Genomic DNA, 15984 nt, shown 5'->3' with positions numbered 1-15984 from the left:
TCCACCGAACGTCAGTGATTTTCGATAATGCTGTGAACCAGTTGGCGCAGTTTTTCGGCAAACCCGTCTTGGCGAAAGTTCTGTCGGCACATCTGATAGGCAGCATCGCGGATTGCGGTTGTTTTCTCCGGCGCATTGATTGCTGCGATAATCGCATTTGCCAATTGTTCCGGGTTTTGGGGCGGGCACAGTCGCCCGGTTTCGCCGTCCCGGACAAACTCGGGCACGGTTGCGATGTCGCTGGTGATCACCGGGACATTGGCGGCCATGGCTTCGAGCACGACAAGCGGTTGGGCTTCGTTGGGGTAGTGGCTGGGAAAGATGAAGAGATCAGATTTTTCAAAGGCAGCCTGCCGTTCAGGATCGGAAACTGGTCCCCAATATGTCGCTGCCGCATGCATCTGATATTTTTCAAGTAATGTGGCGAGCTCGGCTTTGCTGATGTCGCCTTCAGCCCCGGCAATCGTCAAATCGCAAGCGATACCTTGCGCGCGCAGGATTGCACAGGCAGCAAGCAGGGTTTCGATGCCTTTGGCCTGAAACAGGTTGGACAGCCATAAAAGCCGGATCGGATCATGGGGCACCCATTGTTTGGTGGCTGGGCCCACGAAAGCACTATCATCGATGCAGTTGGTGATGATGGCAGACTTGCAATCAAGGTCTTGGATTTCGGCGCGCAAGCTCTCGCCGAGCAGGATGACGGTTTGCCCTTTGAAAACTGTTTTCTGAAGCAGTTCCGACCACTTGGATCTTCGCATTTCGGGAAGACCGCGACCATGCAGGTGCAGGATTGCAGGGACGCACAGGAGCTTGGCCAACAAGACATAGAGGCAATCGCGGTAATAGGCAAAACCACTCGGCGCAAAGCAGATATAAAGCGCCTTGGCGCGCGGCAATGCCCGGATCAGACGCAGCAACAAGCAAACCGCCAACCCGATCTTGCGCAGCGAAAATCGATTTACCTCGGACAATGTCCGGGCAAAGCGCATTTCAATGACATGCAAAACGAAGTCTTTCGCCAAGGCCGTAATGGCGAACTGGTTCATTTGGGCCGCCCCGTGCATGGGCGGTGGCAACTGAACCATGGCGATGATTTTTGGGCGGTTGGTCATCGAACGTCCCTTGCAGAAAACAATTGCAACTCGCGGAGTTTGGCAGCCGCCAGCCAAATCGACCAAGGCAGGTCAGGTCGATAACGCGCAAGAACGGAAGCACGCGTTTTCTGATAGAGCGCGTTTGGTATCCTTGCGAAATGGCGGTTGCCCGGATCAAGGGTACGTTCGATCAGGGGCATGCTTAGCCGACTGATGCGGGCCTTGGCAACGCAGCAGGCGCGCAGATAGAAATCCAGATCAATGCAGCAGGGCAAATCCGTGGCATAGCCACCCGCGCTGGCCCAGACAGAGCGATGCATGGCAAGTGACGAATGATGCAGTGGGTTGCTAAAATAAAGCCGTGCGGGTGAAAAATGCTGTAATGCCGCCAAAGTCGGTCGCCACGGATCGGACACTGCGCGCGCGAAGACAAGTTGATTGTGGTTATTGCAAAGCACGTCAACTTGCCGATCCAGCCGATCAGGCAGGGAAAGATCATCAATATCCTGAATCGCAATCAGATCGGTCGGGCTGTTTTCAATCGCGAGGTTAAGCGATGCCCCCCGTCCAATTTTGCCGGGATGAATGATTTTCAGACGTGGGTCGTTGAGCCGGTCTGATGGTGTTGTAAGGGGTGTGGTTGAACCATCATCGACAATGACCGCATGATCACCGGGCCCCACGAGTATCTGGCGCAGATTGCTGAAATAGCGATCCCGATAGGCGTCGCCATCGCGCACGGTCGTGATGATGGTGATTGGATCACGCATCAGAATCTCCCCATGAGATGGTCAGAGTGGCGCAATTTCCTTGCCCTGTCTTCGCACTGATCCTTGTTGCCGGACCAGCAGCGCTGAATGTTGCTTGTGGGATCATGTGTAGCGGGGCATTTGCCGTCAGCTTTATTCCGAGTTCGCGACAGATGATGGTGTCTTCCGCGATCTGAGTCAGGCCGATGTTGCCATCAATCAGAATTCGGAAGAGTTCGAGTTCGTTAGCTGAGTAGTCGGGAGTCTGATCAGAGATAATAACACGCGCGTTTTGAAACTCGATTGTTCGATGACCAACAATACCGGCAAGCTCGAAGCTTATATCAAGCTTGTTGTCAGATATCTGCCGCGCACCAAGAAAACGGGCAAATTCGGTCTCGCCAACCGCGGGAAGCGGCTGTGAGGCTTGGTCATAAAGGCTGGGTGCATCCTGTTCGCCGCCGGTTGGTGGCAGGAGGATGTGGGTAGATTTTCCTTGGCCCGAAACAATGACGGGGGCGCCGGAGACATCAAAAATCTGTCGGCCAAATAGCGTCATTTGCGCGTGATAGTACGAGGATGAAAACTGCGAGACTATGTTTTTCGCGGTAGTTTCCGGTGCGGGTGAACGGATGTGTTTTGGTGCTGGCAGTTGCGAGGCCTTCAGAAGGCAATAGCCTGCAAAGGCGAGGTAATCATCGTGGCGGTTATAGCTATACCACCCGGGTGTTTGTGGATTTTCGGGGCCGGGATTTTTCGGCAAGGGGGCAGGTGACAGAAGATTGAGCGGGAGTTTTCCGGCCTTAACAAGAGCGTCTTCCAACCGATGAAGGATGGCTTCTGCTTCGTTGTGGTAACCGCATTTTAACAACACATAAAGCCCGCAGGCCGCGCCAAAACTCTGCCCCGCACCACGTCCAAGCAGATTGACAAAGCCATGCGAGCCGACAAGTTGTGCCAAGATTTCTGTTGCCCGGTTGGCAATCCGTTGATGGCGTTTATTGGGACTGTCAGACAGAAGTGCTGTGCAAAAGGCGTGGTATTGTGCGGAGAAGCAGTCTGGTCGATCGATGAAAACTGGTGCGCGCCAATAGCGAAACAAGATGAAGGTGAAATGGACGAGGTCGAGGAGCTTTGTCGTAAGCCCTGCGTTTCGTTTCTGCCGATTGATCAGGCCAAGCATCTGCCAGTTGGCGACATCGGGACATAGCGGTTTTGTTCCCCGAAGGATGTCGGTGGTGGTATCCGATGACAGGCCCGGCGTATCCAGCAACGCATATTCGATGAATTCGCGGTGCCAAGTTTTATCGCGCGGCTCTGATCGGAGAGCATCAAGGGCGCGGTCGATATGTGAGCCAAATCGGACAGGATCAATCCGCGTCCAGAGATTGACGGCAAAGGCCTTGGCGTAAAAGTCCGGCTGTTCAAAATGCCCAGTCTTCAGTTGACGTGTTGCGAGATCGTCTGCAATCCGCTTGGCCAGGTTTTGGCAGCGTAGGCGAAGCGTGTCCTGGCCTAATGAAAGTGACATGTCACCTCCATCGACAAGGACTGGCCTGCTTTGAGGCGATTAAGCGGCACAGCCTGAATTTCCGGCCAGTGACGGCCCATGCGTTCGCGCAAGCGCCAGAGCGGCTTTTTGAAAGCTGGCATGCGCCAGAGCAAAGCTGAAAACCAATCCGGTGCCCATAGCGTGAAAAATCGGTTTGCCCAGCGCAGCCAGACCTGATCAACCGGATCACTTGGCAGCAGGCGTGCATGAATGATCCAGTAATCATCGCGATCCCGGAGATACAAGTATGGATCAAACCGGCCCGCCCCATCCGCATGATCCAATGTCACGGATACGGTTGCGCCATCCTGCCCGATCAGTTCGGCCTTATTGGTCGGATAAAGACGGTACTTGTCGCTGTTGGTGTGGTGAACTGTTTTGTCTGCGATGCGCCCGTGTTTGATGGCGGTTTTGTCAAAAACCAGCCGGATGACGGCATCTTGCAGCAGGATGTCGTCCAGTGCCTGAATGCGTAGCTTAAGCCCGACTGTGTTTGAGGTGGGCTTACGGGTTTCGTACGCGATACGTATTCGCCCCCCAGAAAGGTGCCAGGTGTCGCCGACCTGTTTGGCGTTTCGCGGTTGGTCGGTGAGTGTCACGAAGGAATGCTGGTCCGAACATTCCAGCCCCCACGGGCCAAAGGTGATGTCACCGTATTGGCCCTTGATCAGCTTATTATTTGTGATGGTGACGGTCGGTTTCATCATGCCACGACCTGCCGTCTTGTTGCAACTTTCTGGCAGGCCAGCAGGATCAGAACCAGACAGGCCAGGCGGAATTCAATCAGTTTCATGATGTCGGGTGCGAGTTCGCTGGTCGGCATGACGAATGCCGTGATGATCATCAGTGCAAGGCATCCCCAACCCAGCCATTTTGCCGCTGATATTTCCTGCAAGATCAGGATTTGTCGGGCGATGAACGCCATCAATACTGGCCAGGCTGCACCGATTTGAAGGATCGTGAACAGATCATCTGACGGGCTGGCATAAAATAGATTGGCCAAGTTGCCTGGCAGGAACAACAGCAGGCCCGAGATCAGAGCCATCGGTGCCAAAAGCCAGATGTCACGTATTTGGCCCACCTCGTTTTTGGCAAACAGGGTTGAGGCAATGGCTGCAATCAGGCCGGCGCAAAACAGGAAAACGCGCTGCGCCAGAAACAGTGGATCGTTGTCTGTGCCCAACAGGACAAAGTCGAGATTTGGCACGAACCCGGCGAGCAGGGTGAAGCCGACAAGGCCGAATACGCTGCCCTTAGGTGCCATTGGGGCTTTTGTGGAGGATTGTTCAAATGCAAACGCTGTTGCGAGGGCAAGGTTGGCCAGAGAAACCGCAGGTGCGATGAGATAAAGCGCCAAATCTGAATGGCTGAGCGATGCCCAAACCGCCACCACTATCCCGCATGCCTGACCAATAACCGCAATCATGCCAAGCCGTGAGAAGCGGGTTTTGGCCGCAATCATCCAGTCGGGGGAAAGGGCCGCGGCAAACGGTATCAGGATTAGTGGCCAATATTTCGCAAGCGGAACGCTGGTTGTCGTGACAATCAGGATCGAGGCGAAACCTGCAATCAGGAACCTTGTGGTGACAACATGCATGGCCTGTCCGAAGGCCGCATTTTGTGCCATTCGTACCAGAAGCGGACCACTGCCAGCCTGCGTCGCGGTAACCGCAAGACCGACCATGGCGAGCAATTGGAAATAGGTTCCGAGATCGGCCTCTGAATAGGCATGACCAATCAGAACAAGGGTTGCCATACCGCCCAGCCGCGCGATCATATTGGCGCCGATCATCCACAATGGATATAGGCGAGTACCCGCTGATTTTAGGAGGGTGGACCATCTAACCATGGCGCGACAGGATGGTTTCATATGCATGATCAACCCGCGTGCCATAGGTGTCGCGAAGGTCGCGGGCGATTTGATCACGCGCCTTTTGGGCGATGGTTCGGCGCATCTCGGCCAGGGTGATCAGTGCCGACGCTGCCGTTACAAGCGCATCCTGATCCCTTGGCGGGATGATCAGGCCGCTTTGATGATTGATGACCGGACTTCCGGCATCGAACGTGGTGATGACGGCACAACCAGCTGCCATCGCTTCCATGGTGGCAAGGCTGCTGCCCTCTGTCAGACTGGGAAAGACGAAAATGTCGGAAGACAACATATGATCAGCAACCTGATCGTGCGGCAGGGGGCCAAACCACTTCACCCCGTCGGGCAGATTTGAAAGCAGGCCCCTGGCACAGGGCTGCGCCGTCCCGATCAGGGTGAGCTCGACCCTTAAGCGGAATTGCCGGCGGATGGTTTTCCAAGCCGCCAGAAGATGGGCTGTGCCCTTGGCAAGCGACAGATTGCCAACATAAAGAAGCCTAATGACCGTATCGTCACGCGCGAAACGTTCCCGATCCAACAACGCCCGACAATGGGGTGATGTGAAGGGGACCAGATATATCTTGTCTGGCGCGATGCCAGTTCTTTGCAGACCGTCCGCGACCGTATCCGAGGGCGCAAATACCGCATCGGCAAATCGGGCTTCTGCCGTGCGCCGAGCGGCAAGGAAGGTCGATATTTCGCGGTGGGCGCGGCCGTGGGATGCATATTCGTCGACAAGCTGAACATGGCGGGTTTCAGCCAGTTGGCCGGTGACATCGGAGATCGTGATCATATTGCTTGCCTTTGCGCGACGCATCGCAGGCAGGCTGTAATTGCCCTGCCCATGCAGGATATCGGCGTTTGGCATTCGAAAGGCGGCCAGCAGCGAAAGCGGAATGTCAGAGTAAAGATTGCGTGCCGGTAACCGAAGCTTTTGGGCCGTTTTTCCTAGTAGATCAGGCAGAAGGTGGCGGCCGGGGATGTTGCAAAGTGCAGTGCCGACATGGCGTGATGGCGGGCGAATAAGACCCGTACCGTCATGGCGCCAAAAACTGTCCCAACGTACCAGCCGATCCTGCTCGGCGAGGTGCTTGGCCAGAATCCTGGCCTGATCGACACGGCTGATGATCCAGACGGATGGCTCGGATTTCAAGCTGAGATTGTGATTTGGCGTGATCATTCCCACCGTCGCATGTGCGGGTTTTGATTAACCGCCTGATGAACTGCCTGCCACATGATGTCGCTGTGATGGGCTGGTGTGTTATTGGCAATTGCCCTTGCTTGATGCAAACGCGTGTCCTCGAGAAGCTGCGGCGCATCAAGAAGGCGTTTGCAGGTCGCGATCCAACCTTGCGGATTATCGATCGGCAGGATTTCGGGACCGCGCAAAATATCCGGTGCGCAACCGGTGAATGGACTTGCGAGTGCAACCGCGCCACAGGCAATCGCATCAATTACACCAACGCCATAGGCATCATTTCGGCTTGGGAAAAGGGCGATCTTGCTGTTGGTCAGAATGGGCGGCAGTTGATCGGGGGACAGTTGTCCGAATACATCCACCGGGTCACCAAGGCCGGATGATTTCGCAAGCCTGTTGGTTCTTTTGATGTCGGTACTGCCAACGATGGCGATGCGTTTTGCAATGCCTGCTTGTGAAAGTCCTGCCGCAATCCGCATGAAGACGTCAAAGCCCTTTGAAGCCGTCGTGCGACCAAGCCAGGCGATGTCGTATTGTCGTTCCGCCAAGTTTTGGTTGGCGGAGATATCGGGCAAGGGAAATGACGCAGGGATGGGCGCGATCCAAATACGATCTGGCGATACGCCATGGCTTTCAAACCAACTCGCCCCGCGCGAACTGGCGGCGACGAAGCCATCGGCACGGGCAATCATGACCCGGCGTAATCTGCGCCGAAGCGGATTGTCATAGGTGGCATCGGAGCCTGCCCAGCCATCGAATTGCAGCACGGTCGGAATGTGGTGTTTCAGCGCCCAGTTTTGCGCCTGCCATTGCGCGATGCCAAAACCATTTATGATCAACGCATCACTTGGTTCACGGCAAACAGCCCGGGTGACGCCAAACGGAAGTGATAGGGTTCGGTTTTCACCAAGGGGAATTTGAACGCCCGGCAAGGTGATATGGTCAAATGCGGGTGTTGTGATTGACCAGTTGCGTTGTGGTTCGCGATGTTGGGTACATAGGACACGCAAACATCCGCCTGCGGCCATCGCGCGATGATGAAGCGCGTTATAGGCGTCAGATCGGTAGGGTGGCACAAGGTTGGTCAGCAAAGTCACCCTCACCGCGGTGATCACCTTGAGATGCTAATATTGCCTGCAACTCAATCATAAGTTACCATTCAATTCAACCAATTAGCCGTGACTTAGATCGTTGACGGCGGCGAAAGACGGACGCCAATAGCAGGAACTTTGTGTTTCTGCCGTTTTTTAAGTGTCCGGCCGGGGTGACAGGGGTGGCACATGCGTGACGAACTCAAAGGGCACAAAGCTGTCTTCTTCGGGTTGCCGCTGGATACAAGACGACGCCGTCTCGTCTGTGCTGATATCGCCTCGAGGCTTCGCAAAGGTACGGCGAGTGCCAGCCAAGCCTGTTTTCATCACCATTGCCTGAATGCGAGCAAACTGACCGCAGTCATGCGCGATGATCGTTTGCTTGCGGCACTTTCGCGCGCAGATTGCCTGTCGGCTGATGGCATGGGGATTGTGTGGGCAGCCCGCCTGTTGGGGATCAGGGTTGCCGAGCGGGTGACTGGAATTGATCTGATGACCGATCTTCTGGCGCAGTTCGCACAGGATGGCACGCGGGTCTTTCTGTTGGGGGCACGTCAGGGTGTTTTGGATCAGTTGCAGGTGATATTGCCTGCACGTTTCCCCGGTTTGATCATCGCGGGTACCCATCACGGTTATGAGCCCGATGATGAAAAGCTGGCCGATTGTGTTGCACAGACCAAACCAGACGCCCTTTTTGTCGCCTTGCCATCCCCGCGCAAGGAGCTGTTCGTTGATCAGTAAGCGCCCAAGACCGGATGCGGTTTTGCCATGGGTGTTGGCGGGGCGTTTGATGTTCTGGCCGGGAATGTCCGACGCGCCCCGGCTATCTTGCAGCGGTGCGGGCTGGAGTTCATTTGGCGCATCTTCTGTCAGCCACGCTACATGATCCCGCGCTATGGGCGCGGGCTTTGGGCATTTGCCTGCCTTGTTGTGCCAAGGATTCTGCGTTTTCAACTCCGGCGCCTTTGGCGTGTCTTGCGGAAAACAGCAACCATTTCGGTCATCTTTATGATGCTGACAACAGTTGTCGAAGTTCGGGCGCAGCCGACAACCACAGCAATATTTGATCTGGAAAACCGGCAGGCGGCGATCAGCTGGATTGAAACCGAAATCGCAAAGGTAGAAGCCACCGAAGACGTCGCCCAACTGATTGATGCACTTGTCGGAGCTGTGCTGTCAGAGGATGCCGCCAACCAACAATCTGACATCGATTGGCAGGAGGCAGAGGACAGTCTTAAACTCCTGCTTGGTCTGTTTGATGTGGTTCTGGGCGGTGGCAGTAGCCGTTTTTTGCTGGAGACCGTGCTGGGTGGGGTGGTCTTGCGTCTGCTTGATCTTCATCCCGACCCCGGGCGCCTGTCGGAAATCGTCCGGCGTAATTCTGCGGATTTGGCAGAGCGCCTGTTTGAACGCAATGCCAATCAAGCAACGATATTCGCGGGCGAACAGCGATCATTTGCTGCAAGCATCGAGACTGATGCATCACCGCGTGTTATTGGTTTGGGGCGGCCACCTGAAATCGAACGGGCGCGGCGTTATTCGCTTCTTTTTGCTGGCGGCCAGCGAAACCCCACCACTGACAGCTATTGGCGTGTTGAGGATTATCAGGAATCTGTAAGAATTCCAGAGCTTGAGGATGCAAGCCCGAGATGACAGAGCATCCCAACCATCCCGTCGCGATTACCAGCTCCGCGCAAGAACGGTTTGATCCGTCCTTGCGCGATTTGCTGAGCATTCTTTGGCAACGGCGCGGGGTTGTGGCACTGACCTTTGTTGTGGTTCTGATCGCGCTTCTGAGCGGCATCGCCAATTGGCAGGGGGATTATCGGTCCGTCACCGAAATCGGGCTTTCTTCAAATGTGGAAATCGCGGAACGCCAGATGCCAGCGGCATTCAACACTGACCGTCGCATTGTAACCGCCCAGGAAATCGAAACGGCAATTGCCGAAATCAAAGGGCAGGAAACACTTTCCACCGCACTTTCGGTTTTGCGCGGAGAGGGTGTCTCGCTGACGGATACGCCGATATCCAGTGATCTCGAAACAGACGGGATCTCTCATCTTCGCAATGCTTTGGAAATCGCCCGGGTTGGCAATGCGGCGGTCATTGAAGTGTCGTTCACCGCGAGCCATCCGAAAACAGCGCAAGAGGCGTTGATGGCCGTTGTTGAAAGCTATCTGTGGCAGCGTGAAGACCGGCAAAAAGCCGCCATTCGAAGGCAACTTGCCGAGGCGGAAGCGCAATTTCAATCTGCGCAAACTGACTTGGATGGTCTGGAAGGGGATCTGGCCAGCTTGCAAAACAGCGCCGGTATTCTGGACCCGGATGAGAATGCGCGGATGCTTGATCGCATCTATGCACTCGATGAGCAGGCTGAAAAACTGGGGCAAGAGGTTGTCAGCCTCAGGCTTGCGCGCCAAAGCCGCAATGAGGCGGCAAACCTTGATGAACTGCTGGCGATTGACGGTGTGGCAAGCCATCCGATGGTACGCCAAATCTCGGCACAATTCGAGACGACGAAACAGGAATTCGTCAGGCTTGATCAGCGTTACGGCCCCAAGCATCCAACCATGCAGGGCAAGCAGCAAGAACTGGATGATCTGCATAAACAACTGAGCGCTGTCGCCAGCAATATCGCCGGTCAAATGGATATCACCCTTGCCGGGGCGGAAGAAAAGCTGCGTCTGATCACGGCCCAACGGGATCGTTGGCAGGAACGTATGGCGCTGCGTAATACAAGCGTTCAGGGGCAGGCTGCCCTGGTGCGGTCTGTCGCCATGGCGCGCGCCAATGTTCAGGAGCTGGGCCAGCAGGTGCAAGCCTTGCGCCGTGAAATGGCAGCATTTCAGGGGGATGCCGCGATCCTGCGTGCGCCAACTTTGCCAGCGGCATCCGAATTTCCGGCCAAGCGCGATCTTGCCATCTTGGCGATCATGATGGCGCTGTTTGCTGCTGTGATTGCCGCATTGCTGCGTCACTATTTCGATCAGAGCATTGATGACGACTTTGATCCTCAGGCGGCGTTGTGCATCCCGTTATTTGCCCGTATCCCGGAACAGTCGAGGGCGGACAAGACCACCAGCGTTGCTGCCCATGACGAAGCCGCAGGCCATCTGGCAGTTTTGATGCGGATCATGGTGCAGGGCGGAGATGCAACAAGCAAATCCGATAAGGACGGGCAGGTGATTGCGGTTGGCTCAGCACTCTCGGGCGATGGCAAAAGTCACATCGTTCATGCGCTGGCCAAAAAGCTGACTGGACTAGGAGCATCGGTGATTGTCCTTGATGCGGATTTGCATGACCCGGCGCCGCCAAACCGGGCGCGGCATGACGGTGACATGACTGCTGATCTGACTGATGTGATGTCAGGGATTGTGGATCTGGATGCCGCCCTCGCCGGCGCAGAAAACGGCGAGGGGTATCGATATCTTGGTGCGCGTATGCCAGTACCTGGGAATATCGCGACGGGCATGATTGACGGGCAATTACCTGATTTGATCAAGCGCCTGCGCACCCGGTTTGATCATGTGATTATCGATACGCCGCCGATCCTGTCGGTTGCCGATGGTGTGATTGCGCTGGGACTGGCCGATGTCAGGCTGTTTGCCCTGCGCTGCGGCCACAGCAAGCGCCGCGATATCACCCAGGCCCTGTCGCAATTGCGCGCGGCCAATATAGTGCCGGAGGGCATTGTTTTGAACGGTGCCAAGCCGCGTGCCGCCTATGGCAAGCCACAGACGGCCATGGCAACCGAGGGGGCGACGTCATGAAGGCTGCCCTGATTGTGATTGCCCTGCTGTTGATTGGCTCTGGCGGCGTGGTCCTGGTTTCGGAAGGCAGGGCGCTATCGCAGCTTGAAAACAAACGCGCAGCCTTTGCCAACGGAGGCGGCTTTGGTGCAGAGCGTGATGCGATGGTGGTCGATGGCACGGAACTTGACGCACTGCTCAAACAGCGGCTGGTCGAACGGCCGTTTGATCCGGTCTCGCTGGCGCTGAAGGCGGGAATAGTGGCCGAGGATGATTTGGTGCTTAGCGCAAAGCTTCAGGATCAGGCACAGGCGATTGCCCCGCGTGATCCAAGGGTGCAGGCATTGCGCGAAGGGCTGCAAGTGCGGCTTCAAAGCTTGCCATCCCCTGCATCACCACCGGCAGAATAAGGGCGGGCATGACCATGACCCAATCACCCATGCTGCAAAGCATTGCCATCGCCAAAAGGGCGATCAAAAGCGCACGCGTGTCGGGTTGCTGGCACGTTGTAAGAACCGTTTTGATCGCGAGTGTAAGTGCTGTTGCGAGGATCAGCATGACCGGAACCCCAAACATGATTGCGCCATCAAGCCAGAGGTTATGGCTGCTAAACCAGTGGGCATCGGCGTTCAGGTCCGGGGTGGCGAAATGAGCAATGACCAGTCCAATGCTGTCCGTGCCCCATCCGGTCAATGGTCTTTCTGCAATCGCCTGCAGGGCGGTGATCCACAAATCATCGCGCTGTATCAGATCACTGCGGGCAAGGTCGGTGAAGCGGTCGAAAAGTTCCGGGGATGCCATGATTGCGATGGTGATGGTCGCAATGATGCCAAGCGCGATTACAATCAGCCGCTTAGTGCTTTGCACGTTTTCGCGCGGGGTCAAGATGATGAAAATCACACTGCCAACCAGCGCCATGACAAAGACCAACCGCGAATGGCTTTGGACGAGGGCCGCTGCAAAAAGCACAGCAATCGCCAGCCAGCCACCCGCCTGGTCAAGGCGCTTGGCCGAGATCAAGGCCCGGCTTTGATCATACAAAAACAGACAGGCCAGAATACCGAACGCCATCAGAATTCCGAACGCTGTGCGATTGGCGAAGCTGCCGGTCCAGTCGTGAAGATGGGCCTGTTTGGCAAACCAGAATGTCGTCTGCCATCCCATCACATCGGCACCTGCTGCAAGCGCCACTTGAACGGCGCAGGTGATGACAATTGTGCGAGCGATGGTGATGTTCAGATGGGTGTTGAGGCGTCCCACCAGCGCAGTCAGGCTCGCAACACCGCCCAGCCAGATCAGATAGGTCGCCATATTCAGCCAACCATGCGGGGCGAGTGCAACGTGCGGCGCATTGAACGGATAAGCTTGAACTGGCCAGATCGGCAGGCTTTGCAGGATCGCCCAACCAATCAGTGCAGCGATCCCGATCCAAAGAAAAAGCAAGTGCTTGCCGATTTGTGCGGGACCGGGGCGCAGGCAAATCGCAAGCACGCCGATACCGGTCAGGATCGCCAGAATGGCAAGCGCCCATGTCCGCAGCCCGCCCAGCAAAAGCGGGGCAAGAATGATCTGCGCCATCAGACAAGTTTGCGAAAGCCTGAGCATCAAGGTCAGCCAATCTGCGTTGCAATCCAAACCGTTAGCCTAGCCGAATTTTCGCATCCTGTCGCGCCGCTTGCGAGAGGCAACCGGCCATGAAGGGAACCGTTTCTTTGGCGACGATTGCCGACCGGCAAAATCGCGATCTGCGCGATAACCCAGCAACTTTGCCTTTATGGCTTGTGCTACTGGGTAATTTGCTGATGGGGGTGTCGCTCTGGCTGATAGGTGCTGGTGGAATGGCTGCAAAGCTTATTCTGCTTGGTTTCTGGATTGCGTTGCTGTGTCGGTTCGTGCGCCAAATCCGGGTTGGGGGCGGTTTGCTGACTGGGGGGCTCATCCTTGCGGCGTTAACGGGCCTGATCGCGACGGGGAATGGTGCGAGTTTGGAAAAGCTGCGTCTGATCGGCAACCTGTTGATGCTGCCGGTCGGGCTTCTGGTCGGGCGTATGGTTGGTCGCGACAGCCTTAGGCTTATGATCCCGGTTCTTGTGCTTTACCTGCTGCTTTCAAGTTCCTTTCAGATGACGCATGAGGGATTGCGTCTTAATCAGCCGTTCTTGTTTTTGGGCTTGTTTGCCTTGTGCTCGGTTGCCCGGTGGCGGGGGCACCAGTTGCTTTCAGCAGGGGCTAGCGTGGCGGTTTTGCTGAGCCAGACCCGGATTGCGGTGTTGGCGATGTTGGTCAATCTGATCGGGATGATCCGGTTCTCGCGCGCGATGACATGGCTCGTCGGTGTCATCGTGCTTGCGGGTGTTGGCTGGATCGCCGTGTCTCATTTACCGCGCCTGTTTCTTACCCATGGCAGTGGCCGCCTGGCGTTCTGGCAGGATTTCTGGGGGCTGTGGCAAGGCGGCTCCGTCGGGCAAAGATGGTTGGGTTTCGGAGCCGGGGCGGTCGAGGAGACCCTGTCAGGTTATCAATCCTTTGCATCGTTTGGGGCCCTTCATAACGATCATTTCCGCATGCTGTTTGAAACCGGCATTCTGGGTGCGGGGCTTTGGCTTTTCGGATGGGGTGTGATGCTGTGGTCGGTGCGCCATGCGCGCCTTGCGGTTTGTATTTTGTTTTCGGCAATGCTGACGATGGTGACGGACAATACGTTGAATTACGGGCATTATCTGATCTGTTGCGGAATTGCTGCCGGGATTGCCGCCCGTGCGGGGTGTGACCATGGATAGGGATCGTCTGATTTATATCTGTGATCGGGTCCTTGCCCGTATGGTCGCTGATGGCTTTGCCGGGGCTGACCCCTTTGACGGGCTTGAAAGTGCTGTGTTTCGGGCAAGTGGACTTGGGCGGTTTCGCTTGGCGCGGTTGACGTGGCTACAGGCAATCAAGCGTGGCCCGGAAGGTTTGCGCAAGGTTGTTCACATTCCCAAGATGGTCAATCCGAAGACGCTGGCCTTGCTGGGTGGGGCCGCGCAGGGCGTGGTGCTTTGTGACGTTCGCGGTCGCCTGTTGGAACTGCAAAATCCGGATGGCGGATGGGGATATCCATTTGAATGGCAGGCGCGGGCGTTTTACGCCACGCGCCATCAAAGCAATGCCATCGTAACCAGCTTTGTCGTTGATGCGTTACTTCAAAGTGGGATGCAAAAGGATCACCCGGCGTTGGTTCATGCGACAGGATTTGTTGAAGGCAAGCTCTGGCGGGAAGGTTATTTCGCCTATTTCGATCACAGTAACGTTGAAATACATAATGCTAGTCTGTGGGCCGCCTTCGTGCTGTATCGGATGGTCGGACTGAATGACAAAACCACACAGGCGGTGGAGCGCATTATCGCCGCACAAAAGGCCGATGGCAGCTGGGCCTATGGCACGCGGTCCCATCACCGGTTCGTCGACGGATTTCACACGGGTTATGTTCTTGATCTTCTCGACCGATTGCGGGCGTCAGGGATGGACGGGTTGAACAATGCCATTGCATGTGGCTGGCAATTCTATCGCGCGGCGTGCTTCGATAAGAATGACCTGCCACGAAGCGACGCCGGGCGGGATGGCTACCTTGATGCCCATGCAGTTGCACAGGCGATGGCAAGTCTTTGCCGGTTCGGGGACCGTGGCGGAGCGATCCGGGTGGCAGAATGGGCCGCAGAAAATCTTTTTTATCCAAGCCGCGATCTGTTCTTTGCCGGGATCAAGAAAGACGGCAGGCCGGATCGGCGCAACTACGTGCGCTGGACGCAGGCATGGATGGTCTGGGCGCTATCAATCGTGATAGAAAACACGGGCCCGAACCTGTCGAACCTGCAAGATCAAACCATGTCGAATTTTGACCCGACCGCGCCCATCAATTTTGCCCATCCCGACCCTGATCGGGCGGAGAAGGAGGCGGCCTTGCGCACCCTGCCTGAACCGGCATTTCGCGCGCTATACGATATCACGCGTGCGGCGGCATCGCGGGCCAAGGCTGAAGGCGCGATGGAAGCGCTCTATGGCCTGACACGCGGGATGAAGACCCTGCAGCGCATCGGGGCGGAGCAGGGCATCATCCTTGGTATCAGGCGCGGTGACTGAGCTCGGCGGTTAGCGTTGGCGCAGCTCGTCGACGGTCAGTTGGCCATCGCCGTTCTCGTCAAGATAGTTGAACATCCGGTTATGGACGGCCTGGAACTCTTCAAGTTGCAGTTGGCCATCGCCGTTGGTGTCCATCATGACGATCATCATTTCCGGGCCATGCATTTTGCCCATCATGCCACCCATCATCATGCCACCGTTCATCATCCCGGGGCCCATGGTACCGTTGCGGAGGCCCATCATGTTGCCAGCGCCATATCCCATGCCCATACCCTGGCCTTGACCTTGACCCATCATCATGCCGGAACCTTGCATCGTACCTTGGCCTTGCATCATTCCCTGGCCGGTCTGGTTCATCATTTGCGTGCCTTGCTGCGCTTGGGCGACGCCAAGAGCACCAGCAAGCATCAGGCCGATTGCGGTGATTGCGAGAAATCTTTTCATGGTTAGTCTCCTACTCCTGAGGGGTGAGAACATTGTGCGCAGATCGTCCTTCATGTGTTATCAAGCCGAAGGCGGGAAACTGCCCGAATTAACAAGGCCACTGTATCATGATCGGGGT

The 15984-nt window shown here is 56.2% G+C and carries 12 protein-coding genes and 1 pseudogene; 4 read left to right on the top strand and 9 right to left on the bottom strand.

What is annotated here, in order from left to right; translation table 11 throughout:
- Positions 1-11: 11 nt before the first annotated feature.
- From DY252_RS16790 to DY252_RS16760, 7 genes are all read right to left on the bottom strand, one after another.
- Positions 12-1112: a glycosyltransferase family 4 protein gene (locus DY252_RS16790; RefSeq protein ID WP_064788508.1), complete on the bottom strand. Its 1101-nt coding sequence runs from the start codon at positions 1110-1112 to the stop codon at positions 12-14.
- The gene (locus DY252_RS16785) at positions 1109-1864 is read right to left on the bottom strand and encodes a glycosyltransferase family 2 protein (RefSeq protein WP_064788507.1); all 756 of its coding nucleotides are present in this window, start codon (positions 1862-1864) and stop codon (positions 1109-1111) included. The genes DY252_RS16790 and DY252_RS16785 overlap by 4 nt, the downstream gene beginning before the upstream one ends.
- Positions 1857-3116, bottom strand: a complete 1260-nt coding sequence (locus tag DY252_RS16780; protein WP_129542756.1) for a hypothetical protein — start codon at positions 3114-3116, stop codon at positions 1857-1859. The genes DY252_RS16785 and DY252_RS16780 overlap by 8 nt, the downstream gene beginning before the upstream one ends.
- Positions 3117-3358: 242 nt before the next feature.
- Positions 3359-4102 carry a hypothetical protein gene (locus DY252_RS16775; RefSeq protein ID WP_064788505.1) on the bottom strand — a complete coding sequence of 248 codons (744 nt, stop codon included), beginning with the start codon at positions 4100-4102 and terminating at the stop codon, positions 3359-3361.
- Entirely contained in the window at positions 4099-5172 is a 1074-nt protein-coding gene (locus tag DY252_RS16770) for a hypothetical protein (RefSeq protein WP_129542755.1), read from the bottom strand. The genes DY252_RS16775 and DY252_RS16770 overlap by 4 nt, the downstream gene beginning before the upstream one ends.
- 64 nt (positions 5173-5236) lie before the next feature.
- Positions 5237-6445: a glycosyltransferase family 4 protein gene (locus DY252_RS16765; RefSeq protein WP_064788503.1), complete on the bottom strand. Its 1209-nt coding sequence runs from the start codon at positions 6443-6445 to the stop codon at positions 5237-5239.
- Positions 6442-7566, bottom strand: coding sequence for a glycosyltransferase family 4 protein (locus DY252_RS16760; RefSeq protein WP_129542754.1), 1125 nt, complete (start codon positions 7564-7566; stop codon positions 6442-6444). Before DY252_RS16760 ends, DY252_RS16765 begins: the two co-directional genes overlap by 4 nt.
- Before the next feature lie 177 nt (positions 7567-7743).
- Here DY252_RS16760 and DY252_RS16750 point away from each other — a divergent pair.
- Both DY252_RS16750 and DY252_RS16745 read left to right on the top strand, forming a co-directional pair.
- Positions 7744-9207, top strand: a pseudogene (locus DY252_RS16750) (WecB/TagA/CpsF family glycosyltransferase).
- Positions 9204-11324, top strand: coding sequence for a GumC family protein (locus DY252_RS16745; RefSeq protein WP_064788499.1), 2121 nt, complete (start codon positions 9204-9206; stop codon positions 11322-11324). Before DY252_RS16750 ends, DY252_RS16745 begins: the two are co-directional and overlap by 4 nt.
- Positions 11325-11585: 261 nt before the next feature.
- On the opposite strand, the gene DY252_RS16740 is transcribed toward DY252_RS16745, so the two are convergent.
- Entirely contained in the window at positions 11586-12881 is a 1296-nt protein-coding gene (locus DY252_RS16740) for an O-antigen ligase family protein (RefSeq protein WP_064788498.1), read from the bottom strand.
- Positions 12882-12997: 116 nt separating this feature from the next.
- Between DY252_RS16740 and DY252_RS16735 the strand changes: the two genes are divergently transcribed.
- Entirely contained in the window at positions 12998-14083 is a 1086-nt protein-coding gene (locus DY252_RS16735; protein WP_231959688.1) for an O-antigen ligase family protein, read from the top strand.
- Positions 14076-15422 carry a prenyltransferase/squalene oxidase repeat-containing protein gene (locus tag DY252_RS16730; protein WP_064788497.1) on the top strand — a complete coding sequence of 449 codons (1347 nt, stop codon included), beginning with the start codon at positions 14076-14078 and terminating at the stop codon, positions 15420-15422. The genes DY252_RS16735 and DY252_RS16730 overlap by 8 nt, the downstream gene beginning before the upstream one ends.
- Positions 15423-15431: 9 nt before the next feature.
- On the opposite strand, the gene DY252_RS16725 is transcribed toward DY252_RS16730, so the two are convergent.
- On the bottom strand, positions 15432-15866 hold the full coding sequence (locus DY252_RS16725) for an EF-hand domain-containing protein (protein ID WP_064788496.1): 435 nt from the start codon (positions 15864-15866) through the stop codon (positions 15432-15434).
- Positions 15867-15984 lie beyond the last annotated feature (118 nt).

The sequence above is a fragment of the Thalassospira indica genome (assembly GCF_003403095.1).
In the GTDB taxonomy this organism is placed as follows: Bacteria; Pseudomonadota; Alphaproteobacteria; order Rhodospirillales; family Thalassospiraceae; genus Thalassospira; species Thalassospira indica.
The sequence above is the reverse complement of the archived record's forward strand: the minus strand, read 5'-3'. Positions and strand labels throughout refer to the sequence as shown.

Excerpts from the sequence above, each read along its gene's own strand:
- DY252_RS16790 (WP_064788508.1), bottom strand. The coding sequence starts at position 1,112 with ATGACCAACCGCCCAAAAATCATCGCCATGGTTCAGTTGCCACCGCCC.
- DY252_RS16740 (WP_064788498.1), bottom strand. The coding sequence starts at position 12,881 with ATGGCGCAGATCATTCTTGCCCCGCTTTTGCTGGGCGGGCTGCGGACA.
- DY252_RS16745 (WP_064788499.1), top strand. The coding sequence starts at position 9,204 with ATGACAGAGCATCCCAACCATCCCGTCGCGATTACCAGCTCCGCGCAA.
- DY252_RS16765 (WP_064788503.1), bottom strand. The coding sequence starts at position 6,445 with ATGATCACGCCAAATCACAATCTCAGCTTGAAATCCGAGCCATCCGTC.
- DY252_RS16725 (WP_064788496.1), bottom strand. The coding sequence starts at position 15,866 with ATGAAAAGATTTCTCGCAATCACCGCAATCGGCCTGATGCTTGCTGGT.
- DY252_RS16735 (WP_231959688.1), top strand. The coding sequence starts at position 12,998 with ATGAAGGGAACCGTTTCTTTGGCGACGATTGCCGACCGGCAAAATCGC.
- DY252_RS16730 (WP_064788497.1), top strand. The coding sequence starts at position 14,076 with ATGGATAGGGATCGTCTGATTTATATCTGTGATCGGGTCCTTGCCCGT.
- DY252_RS16775 (WP_064788505.1), bottom strand. The coding sequence starts at position 4,102 with ATGATGAAACCGACCGTCACCATCACAAATAATAAGCTGATCAAGGGC.
- DY252_RS16770 (WP_129542755.1), bottom strand. The coding sequence starts at position 5,172 with ATGATCGCGCGGCTGGGCGGTATGGCAACCCTTGTTCTGATTGGTCAT.
- DY252_RS16785 (WP_064788507.1), bottom strand. The coding sequence starts at position 1,864 with ATGCGTGATCCAATCACCATCATCACGACCGTGCGCGATGGCGACGCC.